Annotated in this window: 13 protein-coding genes, 1 tRNA gene and 1 pseudogene; all 15 read right to left on the minus strand. The window is 61.2% G+C overall.

Annotation, left to right across the window (positions count from 1 at the left end):
• On the minus strand, positions 1 to 136 hold a 136-nt coding region (locus G3N61_RS32340; RefSeq protein ID WP_233634994.1), incomplete at its 3' end, for a GTP-binding protein.
• A 39-nt stretch (positions 137 to 175) separates the two neighbouring features.
• Positions 176 to 2,278 (minus strand): elongation factor G, encoded by a 2,103-nt coding sequence (gene fusA / locus G3N61_RS32345; protein WP_011350673.1) that lies wholly within the window; start codon positions 2,276 to 2,278, stop codon positions 176 to 178.
• Between the two features lie 123 nt (positions 2,279 to 2,401).
• Positions 2,402 to 2,872, minus strand: coding sequence for a 30S ribosomal protein S7 (gene rpsG / locus G3N61_RS32350; protein WP_006477195.1), 471 nt, complete (start codon positions 2,870 to 2,872; stop codon positions 2,402 to 2,404).
• 172 nt (positions 2,873 to 3,044) lie between these two features.
• Positions 3,045 to 3,425 carry a 30S ribosomal protein S12 gene (gene rpsL / locus G3N61_RS32355; protein ID WP_006400662.1) on the minus strand — a complete coding sequence of 127 codons (381 nt, stop codon included), beginning with the start codon at positions 3,423 to 3,425 and terminating at the stop codon, positions 3,045 to 3,047.
• A gap of 226 nt (positions 3,426 to 3,651) precedes the next feature.
• Entirely contained in the window at positions 3,652 to 5,499 is a 1,848-nt protein-coding gene (gene recQ / locus G3N61_RS32360; protein WP_043191862.1) for a DNA helicase RecQ, read from the minus strand.
• 321 nt (positions 5,500 to 5,820) lie between these two features.
• Positions 5,821 to 10,065 carry a DNA-directed RNA polymerase subunit beta' gene (gene rpoC / locus G3N61_RS32365; RefSeq protein WP_043191865.1) on the minus strand — a complete coding sequence of 1,415 codons (4,245 nt, stop codon included), beginning with the start codon at positions 10,063 to 10,065 and terminating at the stop codon, positions 5,821 to 5,823.
• A gap of 21 nt (positions 10,066 to 10,086) precedes the next feature.
• Complete coding sequence (gene rpoB, locus G3N61_RS32370; RefSeq protein WP_043191867.1) at positions 10,087 to 14,193, minus strand: DNA-directed RNA polymerase subunit beta; 4,107 nt, start codon at positions 14,191 to 14,193, stop codon at positions 10,087 to 10,089.
• A 377-nt stretch (positions 14,194 to 14,570) separates the two neighbouring features.
• A complete protein-coding gene (rplL, locus tag G3N61_RS32375; protein WP_009687178.1) occupies positions 14,571 to 14,945 on the minus strand; it encodes a 50S ribosomal protein L7/L12 in 375 nt (124 codons plus the stop codon).
• A gap of 63 nt (positions 14,946 to 15,008) precedes the next feature.
• Positions 15,009 to 15,506, minus strand: a complete 498-nt coding sequence (gene rplJ / locus G3N61_RS32380; RefSeq protein WP_021161756.1) for a 50S ribosomal protein L10 — start codon at positions 15,504 to 15,506, stop codon at positions 15,009 to 15,011.
• 295 nt (positions 15,507 to 15,801) lie between these two features.
• A complete protein-coding gene (rplA, locus tag G3N61_RS32385) occupies positions 15,802 to 16,500 on the minus strand; it encodes a 50S ribosomal protein L1 (protein ID WP_006482906.1) in 699 nt (232 codons plus the stop codon).
• Complete coding sequence (rplK, locus tag G3N61_RS32390) at positions 16,501 to 16,932, minus strand: 50S ribosomal protein L11 (protein WP_006477201.1); 432 nt, start codon at positions 16,930 to 16,932, stop codon at positions 16,501 to 16,503.
• 142 nt (positions 16,933 to 17,074) lie between these two features.
• The gene (gene nusG, locus G3N61_RS32395) at positions 17,075 to 17,632 is read right to left on the minus strand and encodes a transcription termination/antitermination protein NusG (protein ID WP_006400672.1); all 558 of its coding nucleotides are present in this window, start codon (positions 17,630 to 17,632) and stop codon (positions 17,075 to 17,077) included.
• A 1-nt stretch (position 17,633) separates the two neighbouring features.
• Positions 17,634 to 18,014 carry a preprotein translocase subunit SecE gene (secE, locus tag G3N61_RS32400; RefSeq protein ID WP_006482892.1) on the minus strand — a complete coding sequence of 127 codons (381 nt, stop codon included), beginning with the start codon at positions 18,012 to 18,014 and terminating at the stop codon, positions 17,634 to 17,636.
• 43 nt (positions 18,015 to 18,057) lie between these two features.
• Positions 18,058 to 18,133: transfer RNA gene (locus G3N61_RS32405), tRNA-Trp, on the minus strand.
• Positions 18,134 to 18,192: 59 nt separating this feature from the next.
• Positions 18,193 to 18,319 (minus strand): annotated as a pseudogene (locus G3N61_RS32410) (elongation factor Tu); the annotation flags it as partial.

Below are 18,319 nucleotides of genomic sequence, written 5' to 3' on the forward strand. Positions count from 1 at the left end.
CCTTCGCTTCGCCGCCGAACTTCTTCGTCAGAACCGTCGTGATCGCTGCCGTCAGCGTCGTCTTGCCGTGGTCAACGTGACCAATCGTACCAACGTTCACGTGCGGCTTGGTCCGCTCGAATTTACCTTTTGCCATGATTCTCTTCTTTCAAAAATAATCGATTGTGATAACGAATTACTTCGTCTTCGCGCTGATGATCGCTTCTGCAACGTTCTTCGGAGCTTCAGCGTAGTGCTTGAATTCCATCGTGTACGTTGCGCGACCCTGCGTCAGCGAACGCAGCGACGTCGAGTAGCCGAACATTTCCGACAGCGGCACTTCGGCGCGCACGATCTTGCCGCCGCCCACCATGTCGTCCATGCCCTGGATGATGCCGCGACGACCCGACAGGTCGCCCATCACGTTACCCATGAAGTCTTCCGGCGTTTCCACTTCCACGGCCATCATCGGCTCGAGCAGAACCGGATCCGCACGACGCATCGCTTCCTTGAACGCCATCGAACCAGCCATGCGGAACGCATTTTCGTTCGAGTCGACGTCGTGGTACGAACCGAACGTCAGCGTGACCTTCACGTCGACAACCGGGAAGCCTGCCAGCACGCCGCTCTTCAGCGTTTCCTGGATACCCTTGTCAACCGACGGGATGTATTCACGCGGAATCACGCCGCCCTTGATCGCGTCGACGAACTCGTAGCCCTTGCCCAGTTCGCTGCGCTCGAGCGTAATGACCGCATGGCCGTACTGACCACGACCACCCGACTGCTTGACGAACTTGCCTTCGACGTCCGCGGCCGACTTGCGAATGGTTTCGCGGTACGCCACCTGCGGCTTGCCGACGGTCGCTTCGACGCCGAATTCGCGCTTCATCCGGTCGACCAGAATTTCGAGGTGGAGCTCGCCCATGCCCGAAATGATGGTTTGACCCGATTCTTCGTCGGTCTGCACGCGGAACGACGGATCTTCCTGAGCGAGACGGTTGAGCGCCAGGCCCATCTTTTCCTGGTCAGCCTTCGTCTTCGGCTCGACGGCCTGCGAAATCACCGGCTCCGGGAAAATCATGCGTTCGAGCACGATCGGATGCGCCGGATCGCACAGCGTGTCGCCCGTGGTCGCTTCCTTCAGGCCGACCGCAGCAGCGATGTCGCCTGCGCGAACTTCCTTGATTTCTTCGCGCTGGTTCGCGTGCATCTGCAGAATACGGCCGAGACGTTCCTTCTTGTCCTTGGTCGCATTGAGCAGCGTGTCGCCCGAATTGACGACGCCCGAGTAGACGCGGAAGAAGATCAGCTGGCCGACGAACGGGTCGGTCATGATCTTGAACGCGAGTGCCGAGAACTTCTCGTCGTCGGACGCACGGCGTTCCGTCTTCTCGCCATTTTCGAGTTCACCCGTAACCGGCGGGATGTCGACCGGCGACGGCAGGAAATCGATCACGGCGTCGAGCATACGCTGCACGCCCTTGTTCTTGAACGCGGTACCGCACAGCATCGGCTGGATTTCGCACGCGATCGTACGGTCACGCAGACCCTTCACGATCTCGGCTTCGGACAGCTCGCCCGCTTCGAGGTACTTGTTCATCAGGTCTTCGTTCGACTCGGCAGCCGCTTCGACCATCTTTTCGCGCCATTCATTGCACGTGTCGACGAGTTCAGCCGGGATGTCCACGTAGTCGAACTTGGTACCTTGCGATGCCTCGTCCCAAATGATCGCCTTCATCTTGATCAGGTCGACGACACCCTTGAAGCCTTCTTCCGCGCCGATCGGCACCACGACCGGAACCGGGTTCGCCTTCAGGCGCAGACGGAGCTGGTCGTAGACCTTGAAGAAGTTCGCGCCGGTACGGTCCATCTTGTTGACGAACGCGAGACGCGGCACCTTGTACTTGTTCGCCTGGCGCCACACCGTTTCCGACTGCGGCTGCACGCCGCCCACTGCGCAGTACACCATGCACGCGCCGTCGAGCACGCGCATCGAGCGCTCGACTTCAATCGTGAAGTCGACGTGGCCCGGGGTGTCGATGATGTTGATGCGGTGTTCCGGATAGTTGCCGCCCATGCCCTTCCAGAAGGCCGTGGTAGCAGCGGACGTGATCGTGATGCCACGCTCCTGTTCCTGCTCCATCCAGTCCATCGTGGCTGCGCCGTCGTGGACTTCACCGATCTTGTGGTTCACACCGGTGTAAAACAGAATGCGCTCGGTCGTCGTCGTTTTGCCGGCGTCGATGTGAGCGCTAATACCGATATTGCGGTAGCGCTCGATAGGAGTCTTGCGAGCCACTTTGATCCTCTACTGGGATGACGCGATGCAGCGCCGCTGCATCGTGCTTCAACACAAACGGGCGAGGCGCCTGAAAAGCGCACCCGCCCGGAATTTATTTCCGCTAAAAGCCCAGCCAGGCGCTTAGAAACGGAAATGCGAGAACGCGCGGTTGGCTTCTGCCATGCGGTGAACTTCGTCGCGCTTCTTCATCGCGCCGCCACGGCCTTCGGCCGCTTCGGAGAGTTCACCTGCCAGGCGCAGGGCCATCGACTTCTCGCTACGCTTCTTCGCAGCCTCACGCAGCCAGCGCATCGCCAATGCCATACGACGCGACGGGCGCACTTCGACCGGAACTTGATAGTTGGCACCACCAACGCGACGGCTCTTCACTTCGACCACCGGCTTGACGTTGTTGAGCGCAACCGTGAACACTTCCAGCGGGTCCTTGCCACCCTTGGTCTGGATTTGTTCGAATGCGCCATAAACGATGCGCTCTGCGACCGACTTCTTGCCGGACAGCATCAGCATGTTCATGAACTTGGCTACATCAACGTTACCGAACTTCGGATCCGGCAACACTTCCCGCTTGGGGACTTCGCGACGACGCGGCATGATTCTTCCTTTACTTGTTCAGTTGGAGCTGGTTCCAGCTCCGCGGCCACCAACAAACCCGATCACATCTTCACGACTAACCAGCTTGGCCGGGTGACCACTTACTCGACAGCACCGGCAATCCGGCACTCCCGCCTTGACCGCCCTGCGGCGATCCCTGATCAAAAACTGCTTACTTGGCAGCCTTTGCACGCTTCGCGCCGTACTTCGAGCGCGCTTGCTTACGGTCCTTGACGCCCTGGGTATCCAGCGAGCCGCGAACCATGTGGTAACGCACACCCGGCAAGTCCTTCACACGGCCGCCGCGGATCAGCACAACCGAGTGTTCCTGCAGGTTGTGGCCTTCACCGCCGATGTACGAAATCACTTCGAAGCCGTTCGTCAGACGAACCTTGGCGACCTTACGGAGTGCCGAGTTCGGCTTCTTCGGCGTCGTCGTGTACACACGGGTGCACACGCCGCGACGCTGGGGGCAGTCCTGCAGGGCCGGGCTCTTGCTCTTCGTCGTTTCCGACTGACGGCCTTTGCGAACCAGTTGGTTGATGGTTGGCATTGTTTATTCCTGAAATTGAACAAAATCTGCGCATCGATTTCGGGCAAAGCGAGAATCGGCGCACAGTTGACTTCCGAACCGGCGAAACGGGGCGAACTTTCGAACGCAACTCGGCCCACCGAATACCGGAACCCAGCATCATATTCCGGAAATACCAACTAAGTCAACGGCTTGCGTGATTCGCCAGCCGGACGTGTGGTTTACCGGAAGGGTCGGAACGCCTGTGTCAGGCCGACTCGACGACGTCGATGATCTCGTCGCCGAAGCGCTCCAGCTTGCGCACGCCCATGCCGGGGATATGGCGCAGGTCGTCGATCGACTCTGGCGCATTGCGTGCGATCTCGGCGAGCGTCGCGTCGTGGAAGATCACGTAGGCCGGCACGCCGTCCGTCTTCGCGGTTTCCGCACGCCATGCGCGCAGCGCATCCCACCGTGCGCGCTCACGCGTGCCCATGCCGGCCGTCGGATCGACGCGCGTACCGCTGCGGCTCGACGACTGACGCGTACGCTGCGGCTTCACGTAGCGGCGCAGCGTGACCTTCTCCTCGTTCTTCAGCACGGGCTTCGCGGCCTCGGTCAGCACGAGCGCGCCGAAGCCGCCATGATCGACGGCCAGGTAGCCGTACGCGACGAGCTGACGGAAAATCGCGCGCCACTCCGGCTCCGACAGCGACGCGCCGATGCCGAACGTCGTGAGCTGGTCGTGGCCGCGCTGCAACACCTTCTCGGTGCGCCCGCCGCGCAGGATCTCGATCAGGTGGCTCGAGCCGAAATTGAAGCCGCTCGCGCGCTGCGCGCGGAACACGCACGACAGCGCCATCTGCGCCTCACGCGTGGCATCCCACGAAGCGGGCGGCTCGAGGCACGTGTCGCAGTTGCCGCACGGCTTGCTCTCTTCGCCGAAGTAGTTCAGCAGCCGCACGCGGCGGCACGAGATCGTCTCGCACAGCCCGAGCAGCGCATCGAGCTTCGACGTCTGGACGCGCTTGTGTGCGTCATCCGCATCGGACTCGTCGATCATCTTGCGCTGCTGGACGACGTCGCCGAGGCCATACGCCATCCACGCATTCGCGGGCATCCCGTCGCGACCGGCACGGCCCGTTTCCTGGTAGTACCCTTCGACGCTCTTCGGCAGATCCAGGTGTGCGACGAAGCGCACGTCCGGCTTGTCGATGCCCATGCCGAACGCAATCGTCGCGCACATCACGATGCCTTCCTCGCGCTGGAACATTTCCTGGTGCTTCTGCCGCACCTCGAACTCCATCCCTGCGTGATACGGCAGCGCACGCACGCCCTGCGCCTTCAGCCACTCGGCCGTTTCCTCGACCTTGCGGCGCGACAGGCAATAAACGACGCCTGCATCCGTCGTACCGTCGGCATTCGTGTGTTCGGCGCGGATGAAATCGAGCAGTTGCGAACGCGCGTTGTCCTTTTCGACGATCCGGTAGCGGATGTTCGGGCGATCGAAGCTCGACACGAACACGCGCGCGTCGTCGAGCGCGAGACGGTGGATGATCTCGTCGCGCGTGATGGCATCGGCCGTGGCGGTCAGCGCGACGCGCGGCACCGACGGGAACCGCTCGTGCAGCACCGACAGCTGGATGTATTCCGGGCGGAAATCGTGCCCCCATTGCGACACGCAATGCGCCTCGTCGATCGCGAACAGGCCGATCTTCGCGCGCTCGAGCAGGTCGAGGAAGCGCCCCGTCATCAGCCGTTCCGGCGCGACGTACAGCAGGTCGATTTCGCCTTCGCGCAGCGCGCGCTCGGTCGCCGCGGCCTCGGCACCCGACAGTGTCGAATTCAGGTACGCCGCGCGCACGCCGACTTCGCTGAGTGCGGCGACCTGATCCTGCATCAGCGCGATCAGCGGCGACACGACGATGCCCGCGCCCTGCCCGGCCTCGCGGCGCAGCAGCGCCGGAATCTGGTAGCACAGCGACTTGCCGCCGCCGGTCGGCATCAGCACGAGGCAATCGCCACCGCCGGCGACGTGTTCGACGATCTCGCCCTGCTGGCCGCGAAATGCGGGGTAACCAAATACTTCGTCGAGGATTTCGAGGGCGCGGGACATGAATGAGGGCAGAGACGGCTAAACGATGACCGCAATTTTAACAACCCGCTCGCGCGACGCGTGGCGAATCGTGCAGTTTTGGCCGGTTGGCCAGGGTTCGTTCGCGCGCATGACGGGCCTGCCAAGGCCGCGTTGCGAGTGATTGCGACGGCTGCGGCGGCACCTGCAGGCAGGCGGCGCCTGGCTCGCAAGCAACCGCCGGCGGCACGGCACAAGTCCATCATGCGCGAGAACGACAGATGAAAAAAAACCGCCCGGCAGAACCGGGCGGTTTCGATGACAGCGATGACAGCAAGGCAAGGCGGCTCGCGCCGCCCGCGCTTACTCGGCTGCCGGGTGTTGCTGCGGCTCTTCTGCCGGCGCGCTCGGCGTGCCGAAGTCGAATGCCTCTTCCGCTGCGATCTGGTCGAAACGCTCGCGATCCGACGATTCCTTCGCCTTGCGTGCCTTGTGGAACGCGAGACCCGTACCGGCCGGAATCAGACGGCCGACGATCACGTTTTCCTTCAGGCCACGCAGATCGTCGCGCTTGCCCATGATCGCCGCTTCGGTCAGCACGCGGGTCGTTTCCTGGAACGATGCCGCGGAGATGAACGAGTCGGTCGACAGCGATGCCTTCGTGATACCGAGCAGCACGTTGTCGTACGAAGCCGGACGCTTGTCCTCGGCGATCATGCGATCGTTCTCGTCCAGCATGTCGGAACGCTCGACCTGTTCGCCCGGGATGAAGCGCGTATCGCCGTTGTCGGTGATCTGCACACGACGCAGCATCTGGCGAACGATCACCTCGATGTGCTTGTCGTTGATCTTCACGCCCTGCAGACGATACACGTCCTGCACTTCGTCGACGATGTAGCGCGACAGCGCCTCGATACCCTGCAGACGCAGGATGTCGTGCGGATCGGCCGGACCGTCCACGATCATTTCGCCCTTGTTGACGACCTGAGCATCGTGAACCAGAACCTGCTTTTCCTTCGCGATCAGGAACTCGTGCTGGTTGCCCTCGAGATCCGTGATGACGAGACGCTGCTTGCCCTTCGTGTCCTTACCGAACGACGTCGTACCGGTGACTTCCGCGAGAATGCCGGCATCCTTCGGCGAACGCGCTTCGAACAGTTCCGCCACCCGCGGCAGACCGCCGGTAATGTCACGCGTCTTCTGCGCTTCCGTCGGGATACGTGCGAGCACTTCACCGACCTGCACTTGCTGACCGTCCTTCACGGTGATCAGTGCGCCGACCTGGAAGCCGATCTGCACCGCATGCTCCGTGCCCGGGATCTTCACTTCGTCGCCGTTCGCGTCGAGCAGCTTCACCTGCGGACGCACGCTCTTCGAAGCCTGCGAACCGCGGCGCTTCACGTCGATCACGACCAGGGTCGACAGACCGGTCACGTCGTCGATCTGCTTCGCGACGGTCACGCCTTCCTCGACGTTCTCGAACTTCACCGTACCACCGTACTCGGTGATGATCGGACGCGTCATCGGATCCCACGTCGCGAGCTGCGTGCCGGCCTTGATGGTCACGCCATCGAGCTGCAGCAGCGTTGCGCCGTACGGCACTTTGTGACGCTCGCGCTCGCGGCCGAAGTCGTCGGTGATCAGCGCTTCGCCCGAGCGCGAAATGACGATCTGCTCGCCCTTCGCGTTGGTGACGTAACGCATCGTCGCCGTGAAGCGCACGATACCGTTGCTCTTCGCTTCGACCGACGAAGCCACTGCCGCACGCGATGCCGCACCACCGATGTGGAACGTACGCATCGTCAGCTGCGTGCCCGGCTCACCGATCGACTGTGCCGCGATCACGCCGACTGCTTCGCCGACGTTCACGAGCGAGCCGCGGCCGAGGTCACGGCCGTAGCAGGCTGCGCACAGGCCGTAACGCGTTTCGCAGGTCAGCGGCGTGCGCACGCGCACTTCGTCGATGCCGAGGCGTTCGATTTCCTCGACCGCCGTTTCGTCGAGCAGCATGCCCGATTCGTACACCGTTTCCTGCGTTTCCGGGTTCACGACGTCCGCGACCGCAACGCGGCCGAGGATACGGTCACGCAGCGCTTCGACGACTTCACCGCCTTCAACGAGTGCCTTCATTGCCACGCCGTTCGACGTGCCGCAATCGTCTTCCACCACGACCAGATCCTGCGTGACGTCGACGAGACGACGCGTCAGGTAACCCGAGTTCGCGGTCTTCAGTGCCGTATCAGCCAGACCCTTACGTGCACCGTGGGTCGAGATGAAGTACTGCAACACGTTCAGGCCTTCGCGGAAGTTCGCAGTAATCGGCGTCTCGATAATCGAGCCGTCCGGCTTCGCCATCAGGCCACGCATACCGGCCAGCTGACGAATCTGCACCGCCGAACCCCGGGCGCCCGAGTCGGCCATCATGTAGATCGAGTTGAACGACTCCTGGCGGGTGGCGTTGCCGTCGCGGTCCGTCACCGGCTCCGTCGACAGCTGCTCCATCATCGCCTTGCCGACCGCTTCCGACGTTGCCGACCAGATGTCGACCACGTTGTTGTAGCGTTCCTGCGCGGTGACGAGACCCGACATGTACTGGCGGTCGTACTCCTTCACCTTCTTCGCGGCGTCGCCGACGATCGTTTCCTTCTGCGGCGGCACGAGCATGTCGTCCACGCAGATCGAGATGCCGGCGCGCGTCGCGAGACGGAAACCCGACTGCATCAGCTGATCGGCGAACACCACCGTCGCGCGCAGACCGCACTTGCGGAACGCCGTGTTGATCAGGCGCGAGATTTCCTTCTTCTTCAGCGGCTTGTTCAGCACCGAGAACGGCAGGCCGTGCGGCAGGATCTCCGACAGGATCGCGCGACCGACGGTCGTCGCGTACAGCGAGATCTTCGGCACGAATTGCGGCGCGCCTTCCGACGTGTCTTCGTTGTGGACCATTTCGGTGATCCGCACGTTGACGCGCGAGGCCAGCTCGACTTCCTTGTTCTCGTACGCGCGGAGCACTTCCGACACGCCGGTGAACGACAGGCCTTCGCCCTTCGCATTGACCGCTTCGCGGGTCGCGTAGTACAGACCCAGCACGATATCCTGCGACGGCACGATCGACGGATCGCCGTTGGCCGGGAACAGCACGTTGTTCGACGCCAGCATCAGCGTGCGCGCTTCCATCTGCGCTTCGAGCGACAGCGGCACGTGAACAGCCATCTGGTCACCGTCGAAGTCGGCGTTGAACGCCGCGCAGACGAGCGGGTGCAGCTGGATTGCCTTACCTTCGATCAGCACCGGCTCGAACGCCTGGATACCGAGACGGTGCAGCGTCGGCGCACGGTTCAGCATCACCGGGTGCTCGCGGATCACCTCTTCGAGGATGTCCCACACCACCGGCGTCTGGTTCTCGACTTCCTTCTTCGCAGCCTTGATGGTCGTCGCAACGCCCATCACTTCCAGCTTGTTGAAGATGAACGGCTTGAACAGCTCGAGCGCCATCAGCTTCGGCAGACCGCACTGGTGCAGCTTCAGCGTCGGGCCGACCACGATGACCGAACGGCCCGAGTAGTCGACGCGCTTGCCCAGCAGGTTCTGACGGAAACGACCGCCCTTACCCTTGATCATGTCGGCGAGCGACTTCAGCGGACGCTTGTTCGCGCCCGTCATCGCCTTGCCGCGACGACCGTTGTCGAGCAGCGAGTCGACGGCTTCCTGCAGCATCCGCTTTTCGTTGCGGACGATGATTTCAGGGGCCTTCAGCTCGAGCAGACGCTTCAACCGGTTGTTACGGTTGATCACGCGGCGATACAGGTCGTTCAGGTCCGACGTCGCGAAACGGCCGCCGTCCAGCGGCACGAGCGGACGCAGTTCCGGCGGCAGCACCGGCAGCACTTCGAGGATCATCCACTCGGGCTTGATGCCCGAACGCTGGAATGCCTCGAGGACCTTCAGGCGCTTCGCGTACTTCTTGATCTTCGCTTCCGAGCCGGTGTTCTTCAGCTCGGTGCGCAGCGTCTCGACCTGCTCGTCGATGTTGATCGCGCGCAGCAGTTCACGCACGCCTTCCGCGCCCATTTCGGCACGGAATTCGTCGCCGTATTCCTCGACCTTGTTGTAGTAATCCTCTTCGGTCATGATCTGCCGCGCCTTCAGCGGCGTCATGCCCGGTTCGATCACCACGTAGGCTTCGAAGTACAGCACGCGTTCGATGTCGCGCAGCGTCATGTCGAGCACCATGCCCAGACGCGACGGCAGCGACTTCAGGAACCAGATGTGAGCGACCGGCGAGGCCAGCTCGATGTGGCCCATGCGTTCGCGACGCACCTTCGCCAGCGTCACTTCGACGCCGCACTTCTCGCAGATCACGCCGCGGTGCTTCAGACGCTTGTACTTGCCGCACAGGCACTCGTAGTCCTTGATCGGCCCGAAGATCTTCGCGCAGAAGAGACCATCGCGTTCCGGCTTGAACGTACGGTAGTTGATGGTCTCCGGCTTCTTCACTTCACCGAACGACCACGAACGGATCTTGTCCGGCGAGGCCAGACCGATCTTGATCGCGTCGAAAACTTCTTCCTGTTGGACTTGCTTGAATAGATCGAGCAGAGCTTTCATTGCTTTCTCTCCGTAGTCCGATTAATTGCGGTCGAGATCGATATCGATACCGAGCGAGCGGATTTCCTTCACGAGCACGTTGAAGGATTCCGGCATGCCTGCATCGATCACGTGATCGCCCTTGACCAGGTTCTCATAGACCTTGGTCCGGCCGTTCACGTCGTCCGACTTCACCGTCAGCATTTCCTGCAGCACGTAGGACGCGCCGTACGCTTCGAGTGCCCACACTTCCATTTCACCGAAACGCTGGCCACCGAACTGCGCCTTACCACCCAGCGGCTGCTGCGTGACGAGCGAGTACGGGCCGGTCGAACGCGCGTGCATCTTGTCGTCGACCAAGTGGTGCAGCTTCAGGTAGTGCATGTAGCCGAGCGTCACGCGACGTTCGAACATTTCACCCGTGCGGCCGTCGTACAGACGGACCTGGTTCTTCGACGGGTTCATGCCGAGCTGTTCAGCGATGTCGTCCGGGAACGCGAGGTCGAGCATCTTGCCCATTTCTTCCTCGGTCGCACCGTCAAACACCGGCGTTGCGAACGGCACGCCTTCGCGCAGGTTCTTCGCGAGTTCGAGGATCTCTTCGTCGGTGAAGCTTTCCAGATCTTCCTGGCGACCCGAGTCGTTGTAGATCTTCGTGAGGAACACGCGCATTTCCTCGATCTTCGCCTGACGCTGCAGCATTTCGCCGATACGCCAGCCGAGGCCCTTCGCGGCCCAACCGAGGTGCACTTCCAGAACCTGACCCACGTTCATCCGCGACGGAACGCCCAGCGGGTTCAGCACGACGTCTGCCGGACGGCCATCGGCCATGTACGGCATGTCTTCGATCGGGACGATCTTCGACACGACACCCTTGTTACCGTGACGGCCTGCCATCTTGTCGCCAGGCTGCAGGCGACGCTTGACCGCGAGGTACACCTTGACCATCTTCAGCACGCCCGGCGGCAGTTCGTCGCCTTGCGTGAGCTTCTTGCGCTTCTCTTCGAACGCGAGGTCGAACTGGTGACGCTTTTCTTCGATCGAGTTCTTGATCGCTTCGAGCTGCGCCGCTGCTTCGTCGTCCGCGAGGCGGATGTCGAACCAGTGGTAGTGGTCGAGGTCTTCCAGGTAAGCCTGGTCGATCTTCGTGCCCTTCGCGAGCTTCTTCGGACCGCCGTTCGCGACCTTGCCCACGAGCATGCGTGCGAGACGCTGGAACGCGTCGCCTTCCACGATGCGCAGCTGGTCGTTCAGGTCGAGACGGTAGCGCTTCAGTTCGTCGTCGATGATCTGTTGCGCACGCTTGTCGCGCTGGATGCCTTCACGCGTGAACACCTGAACGTCGATCACGGTGCCGCTCATGCCCGACGGCACGCGCAGCGACGTGTCCTTCACGTCCGAAGCCTTCTCGCCGAAAATGGCGCGCAGCAGCTTCTCTTCCGGCGTCAGCTGGGTCTCACCCTTCGGCGTGACCTTGCCGACCATCACGTCGCCCGCTTCGACTTCCGCACCGATGTACACGATGCCCGATTCGTCGAGACGGCCGAGCTGGACTTCAGCCAGGTTCGAGATGTCGCGCGTGATTTCTTCCGGCCCGAGCTTCGTGTCGCGTGCAACGACGTTCAGCTCTTCGATGTGGATCGACGTGTAGCGATCGTCCGCAACGACCTTCTCCGAGATCAGGATCGAATCCTCGAAGTTGTAGCCGTTCCACGGCATGAACGCGATCAGCATGTTCTGGCCGAGCGCGAGCTCGCCCAGGTCCGTCGAGGCGCCGTCGGCCAGCACGTCGCCGCGCGAGACCTTGTCGCCCATCTTCACGATCGGACGCTGGTTGATGTTCGTGTTCTGGTTCGAACGCGTGTACTTGATCAGGTTGTAGATGTCGACACCGACTTCACCTGCGACTGCTTCGTCGTCGTTCACGCGAATCACGATACGGCCTGCGTCGACATAGTCGACGACGCCGCCACGGAACGCCTGAACCGTCGTACCCGAGTCGACCGCACAGGTGCGCTCGATGCCCGTACCGACGACCGGCTTTTCCGGACGCAGACACGGCACGGCCTGACGCTGCATGTTCGAACCCATCAGTGCACGGTTCGCGTCATCGTGTTCAAGGAACGGAATCAGCGAAGCTGCCACCGACACGATCTGCGACGGCGCAACGTCCATGTACTGGATACGGTCCGGCGTGACCATCATCGTTTCGCCGGCTTCACGCGACGACACGAGTTCGTCGATCAGCTGGCCGTTCTCGTCGATCGCGGCGTTTGCCTGCGCGATCATGTAGCGGCCTTCTTCGATCGCCGACAGGTAGTCGATCTGGTCGGTCACCTTGCTGTCCACGACCTTGCGGTACGGCGTCTCGAGGAAGCCATACTCGTTCAGGTGCGCATACAGTGCGAGCGAGTTGATCAGACCGATGTTCGGACCTTCCGGCGTTTCGATCGGGCACACGCGGCCATAGTGGGTCGGGTGCACGTCGCGGACTTCGAAGCCTGCGCGCTCGCGCGTCAGACCGCCCGGGCCCAGTGCGGAAACACGGCGCTTGTGCGTGATTTCCGACAGCGGGTTGGTCTGGTCCATAAACTGCGACAGCTGCGACGAACCGAAGAACTCGCGGATCGCCGACGAAATCGGCTTCGAGTTGATCAGGTCGTGCGGCATCAGGTTTTCGCTTTCGGCCTGGCCGAGGCGTTCCTTGACCGCGCGTTCGACACGCACGAGACCCGCGCGGAACTGGTTTTCCGCCAGTTCGCCGACGCAACGCACACGACGGTTGCCGAGGTGGTCGATGTCGTCCACTTCGCCCTTGCCGTTGCGCAGCTCGACGAGGATCTTGATCGTCGCGAGGATGTCGTCGTCCTGCAGCGTCATCGGGCCGGTGATCTCGTCACGGCTGACGCGGCGGTTGAACTTCATACGGCCGACCTTCGACAGGTCGTACGCTTCTTCGCTGTAGAACAGACGGTTGAACAGTGCCTCGACCGCTTCTTCGGTCGGCGGCTCGCCCGGACGCATCATGCGGTAGATCGCGATGCGCGCGGCCGTCTTGTCGGTCGTTTCGTCGACACGCAGCGTCGACGAGATGTACGGGCCCTGGTCCAGATCGTTCGTGTAGAGCGTCTGGATGTCCTTGATGCCCGCTTCGCGCAGCTTCTCGAGCACGCTTTCCGTGACTTCGTCGTTCGCGCTCGCGATCACTTCGCCGGTATCGCCGTCGACGACGTTCTTCGCCAGCACGCGGCCGAGCAGATAGTCTTCCGGCACCGAGATGAACTTGGTCTTCGCGGCTTCGAGGTCGCGAATGTGCTTCGCGTTGATCCGCTTGTCCTTCTGGACGATGACCTTGCCATCACGATCCGTGATGTCGAAACGCGCGACTTCACCACGCAGGCGCTCGGGCACGAACTCGAGTTGCGCGCCTTCGTCCATCAGCGTGAAGTTGTCGAACACGAAGAAGTTCGCGAGGATCTGTTCCGGCGTGAGGCCGATGGCCTTCAGCAGGATCGTGACCGGCATCTTGCGGCGACGGTCGACGCGGAAGTACAGGATGTCCTTCGGGTCGAATTCGAAGTCGAGCCACGAGCCGCGGTACGGAATGATCCGTGCCGAGAACAGCAGCTTGCCCGAGCTGTGCGTCTTGCCCTTGTCGTGTTCGAAGAACACGCCCGGCGAACGGTGCAGCTGCGAGACGATGACACGCTCGGTGCCGTTGATGACGAACGAGCCCGTCGGCGTCATGAGCGGCATTTCGCCCATGTACACTTCCTGCTCTTTCACTTCCTTGACGACCGGCTTGTTCGGCGATTCCTTGTCGAGGATGACAAGGCGGACCTTCGCGCGCAGCGCGGAGCAGTACGTCAGGCCACGCTGCTGGCATTCCTTGATGTTGAATGCCGGCGCGGACAACGCATAGCTCACGAACTCGAGGCGCGCGAAACCGTTGTGCGAAACAATGGGAAATACCGACGTGAACGCGGCCTGCAAACCTTCAGGCTTGCGTTGCGTGGCCGGCACATCGGCTTGCAGAAACGTGCTGAATGATTCAAGCTGGGTAGCCAGCAAGAAAGGAACTTGGTGAACGATGGGGCGCTTCGCGAAACTCTTGCGAATGCGCTTCTTCTCGGTGAAGGAATATTGCATACGATCTCCGAATCACGGCGGGTGCTATCGAGGCGGAATACCTCGACGTTTCAAACCCGAGTGTTCACCGACTGAGACCCGATGGCCGTCCGACGGCTTGAACGAGCCGAGAAGCTTGGTGGTTGGCCGCTACCAACCGCTGGCTGACGGCAGCGGATGCCTGTGTTGCCCGCTACCCGACCAAACTTGCCTTCTGCAGTCGCTTCAGAAGACAAAGAGAACCGCCATTCGTGATCAATGACAACGATCAGGCGGTTTTCTTTGGCTTCTGGGGCCGATTATTCGGGCTCCCGAATGAGTGCCAGAATAACGTCCCCACAAAGCACAAAAAGGCCGGCGGTGTAAATACCGCCAGCCTTCGCACAGCGCGCCGAAACTTACTTGACTTCGACCTTCGCGCCTGCGTCTTCCAGCTTCTTCTTGGCTTCTTCAGCAGCAGCCTTGTCGACGCCTTCCTTGACAGCCTTCGGTGCGCCGTCAACGACGTCCTTCGCTTCCTTCAGGCCCAGGCCCGTCAGTTCGCGAACTGCCTTGATGACTGCAACCTTGTTGCTGCCTGCTTCAGCCAGAACGACCGTGAATTCGGTCTTCTCTTCTGCTGCAGCAGCTGCGCCGCCGCCTGCCGGGCCAGCGACTGCCACTGCAGCTGCCGACACGCCAAACTTCTCTTCGAATGCCTTGACCAGTTCGTTCAGTTCCAGAACGGTCATCCCTTCGACTGCTGCCAGGATGTCTTCTTTTGCGATTGCCATTTGAAATACTCCTAAATTGAATTCGGATACAGCCAGCGATCAATGACGCTGATGCACGTTCGATTACGCAGCTTCCGCTTGCTTCTTCTCGGCCAGCGCGGCCAGAGCACGCGCGAAGCCCGAAACAGGCGATTGCATAACGAACAGCAGCTTCGAGAGCAGTTCTTCGCGGCTCGGGATGCTTGCCAGCGCTTGCACGCCAGCCTTGTCCATCACCTTGCCATCGAACGAACCAGCCTTGATGACCAACTTGTCATTGCTCTTGCTGAAGTCGTTGACGACCTTAGCAGCAGCAATTGCATCTTCCGAGATGCCGTAGATCAACGGGCCAGTCATCTGCTCTGCCAGCGGAGCAAACGGCGTACCTTCAACAGCGCGACGCGCCAGCGTGTTCTTCAACACGCGCAGGTAAACCTGTTGCTCACGCGCTTTCGCGCGCAGCTTGGTCAGATCGCCAACCGCAATTCCACGATACTCAGCCAGCACAACGGTCTGGGCCTTCGCGACTTGCGCGGAAACCTCAGCGACGACGGCTTGCTTGTCTTCTCTATTAAGCGGCACGGTTAGCCTCCAGAAACGATACGCTCGGCATGAAACCTCACGTACCTCGTTCAACAACGGCGTCCGACCTCGTTAGGAGTATTTCCACCTCACGCCGGGAATCGCTTCACGGCCTGCGGCTTCACCACTGCAAAACTTTTTCGGGTTCGCCATCTGCGTTGGCTTGAATTAAGGGATCACCTGACTGCTGCGCCCCACCAACGGTCTTTGATAACCGGTTGTTCGCCCTGCTGCACGAACAACCGCCCAAAGCCCATGTAGGCCGCTTCGCGAACGAAGCGGCCCGAATACTTGCTTACTGTGCTGCCAGCGTAGCCTGGTCGACACGCACGCCAACGCCCATCGTGCTCGACAGTGCGATCTTGCGCAGGTAGACGCCCTTGCTCGTTGCCGGCTTAGCCTTCTGCAGCGCTTCGATCAGCGCCGACAGGTTCGAACGCAGTGCGGTCGGTTCGAACGATGCACGGCCGATGGTCGCGTGGATGATACCGGCCTTGTCGACACGGAATTGCACCTGACCAGCCTTCGCGTTCTTGACGGCGGTTGCGACGTCCGGCGTGACCGTACCGACCTTCGGGTTCGGCATCAGGCCGCGCGGGCCGAGGATCTGACCGAGCGTACCGACGATACGCATCGTGTCCGGCGAAGCGATCACGATGTCGAAGTCCATCTGGCCAGCCTTGATCTGCTCTGCCAGGTCTTCCATACCGACGATTTCTGCGCCTGCTGCACGAGCTTGCTCAGCCTTTTCGCCTTGCGCGAACACAGCAACGCGAACCGACTTGCCCGTACCTGCCGGCAGAACGACCGAACCACGAACGACCTGGTCCGACTTCTTCGCATCGATGCCGAGCTGGACTGCGACGTCGATCGACTCGTCGAACTTCGCGCTCGCGCATTCCTTCACGAGGCTCAGTGCGTCTTCGATCGCGTACAGCTTCTGACGATCAACCTTGGCAGCAAATGCCTGACGGCGCTTGGAGATCTTAGCCATTTACACGCCCTCCACAGTGATGCCCATCGAGCGTGCGCTACCAGCGATGGTGCGAACGGCTGCGTCCAGATCAGCTGCCGTAAGGTCCGGCATCTTGGTCTTCGCGATTTCTTCAGCTTGAGCGCGCGTGATCGAACCGACCTTGTCGGTGTGCGGCTTGCTCGAGCCCTTGTCCACCTTCGCCGCCTTCTTGATCAGGACGGTCGCCGGCGGCGTCTTCATCACGAACGTGAAGCTCTTGTCAGCGAATGCCGTGATGACCACCGGCACCGGCAGACCCGGCTCCATGCCTTGAGTCTGCGCGTTGAACGCTTTGCAGAACTCCATGATGTTCAGGCCGCGCTGGCCCAGTGCCGGACCGACCGGCGGCGACGGGTTGGCTTTACCTGCAGGGATCTGCAGCTTGATAAAGCCGATAATCTTCTTTGCCATTTGTGAACCTCATTGGAACGCCAGAGAAGGCGTTCGGTGAGTAATAACGCGCTTTCGCCGTTGGCTACTGACGCTCCTCAACGGCCATGACGCGGGCCGTAAGCGCGAAGGTGGGCAGCCGAGGCTGCCCACCGAATCGGGATCAAACTTTTTCGACCTGGCCGAACTCGAGTTCGACCGGAGTGGATCGGCCAAAGATGGTGACCGACACACGCACGCGCGATTTTTCGTAGTTGACTTCTTCGACGGTGCCGTTGAAGTCCGTGAACGGGCCTTCCTTGACACGCACCATCTCGCCGACTTCGAACAGGGTCTTCGGGCGCGGCTTTTCGACGCCTTCCTGCATCTGCGACATGATCTTTTCGACTTCCTTCGGGGAAATCGGGGTCGGGCGGTTACGTGCACCGCCGACGAAACCGGTGACCTTCGCGGTGTTCTTCACGAGGTGCCACGTTTCGTCCGTCATTTCCATCTCCACCAGCACGTAGCCAGGGAAGAAACGACGCTCGGTCACAGCCTTGTGGCCGCCTTTGACTTCGACCACTTCTTCGGTCGGAACCAGGATCTGACCGAATTTGTCCTGCATGCCAGCACGTTCGATGCGCTCTTGAAGCGCGCGTTGCACGCTCTTCTCCATACCGGAGTAGGCGTGCACGACGTACCAACGCTTTCCGCTCGGGGATGCCGGAGTATCGCTCATATCATTTCCAACCCAGAATCGCCGAGAAAATCACCCATTCGATCGATTTGTCACTCAACCAGAGGAAAATCGCCATCACGAGCACGAAACCGAACACGACGAGTGTGGTTTGCGTTGCTTCCTTGCGGGTGGGCCAAACGACCTTCCGGACTTCCTTGTACGAATCCTTGGCAAAGGCGATAAGGCTCTTGCCAGGGGCGGACATCAGCCCGACGGCCACGCCGGCGATGATACCTACCGCCAACGCGGCACCGCGGACATACCACTGCTGATTGGCCAGCCAGAAGAAGCCCACGAATCCGGCCAAGACCAGCAATACGCCCAGGGCCAGCATCAGCTTATCGCCGGAGGTATTTACAGTTTCGACGGATGGATTCGCCATAACACCTTAAAACAAATGCCACGTAGGACACGTGGCTATTTTTTGGCAGGGGCAGAGGGAATCGAACCCCCAACCTTCGGTTTTGGAGACCGACGCTCTGCCAGTTGAGCTATACCCCTAAACCATGCTGGGGCTGGCTGTTGCCAGCCCCAAAACTGTCGATCAACGAATAACTGGCTTACTCGATGATCTTGGCGACGACGCCGGCGCCGACCGTACGGCCGCCTTCGCGGATTGCGAAGCGCAGACCTTCTTCCATCGCGATCGGAGCGATCAGCTTCACCGTGATCGACACGTTGTCGCCC

This window comes from Burkholderia sp. Ac-20349 (assembly GCF_017104865.1).
In the GTDB taxonomy this organism is placed as follows: Bacteria; Pseudomonadota; Gammaproteobacteria; order Burkholderiales; family Burkholderiaceae; genus Burkholderia; species Burkholderia aenigmatica.

Coding starts and splice junctions, on each gene's coding strand:
- rpoB (WP_043191867.1), bottom strand. CDS start 14,193: ATGCAATATTCCTTCACCGAGAAGAAGCGCATTCGCAAGAGTTTCGCG.
- rplK (WP_006477201.1), bottom strand. CDS start 16,932: ATGGCAAAGAAGATTATCGGCTTTATCAAGCTGCAGATCCCTGCAGGT.
- rpsL (WP_006400662.1), bottom strand. CDS start 3,425: ATGCCAACCATCAACCAACTGGTTCGCAAAGGCCGTCAGTCGGAAACG.
- rpsG (WP_006477195.1), bottom strand. CDS start 2,872: ATGCCGCGTCGTCGCGAAGTCCCCAAGCGGGAAGTGTTGCCGGATCCG.
- rpoC (WP_043191865.1), bottom strand. CDS start 10,065: ATGAAAGCTCTGCTCGATCTATTCAAGCAAGTCCAACAGGAAGAAGTT.
- recQ (WP_043191862.1), bottom strand. CDS start 5,499: ATGTCCCGCGCCCTCGAAATCCTCGACGAAGTATTTGGTTACCCCGCA.
- secE (WP_006482892.1), bottom strand. CDS start 18,014: ATGGCGAATCCATCCGTCGAAACTGTAAATACCTCCGGCGATAAGCTG.
- rplL (WP_009687178.1), bottom strand. CDS start 14,945: ATGGCAATCGCAAAAGAAGACATCCTGGCAGCAGTCGAAGGGATGACC.
- nusG (WP_006400672.1), bottom strand. CDS start 17,632: ATGAGCGATACTCCGGCATCCCCGAGCGGAAAGCGTTGGTACGTCGTG.
- rplA (WP_006482906.1), bottom strand. CDS start 16,500: ATGGCTAAGATCTCCAAGCGCCGTCAGGCATTTGCTGCCAAGGTTGAT.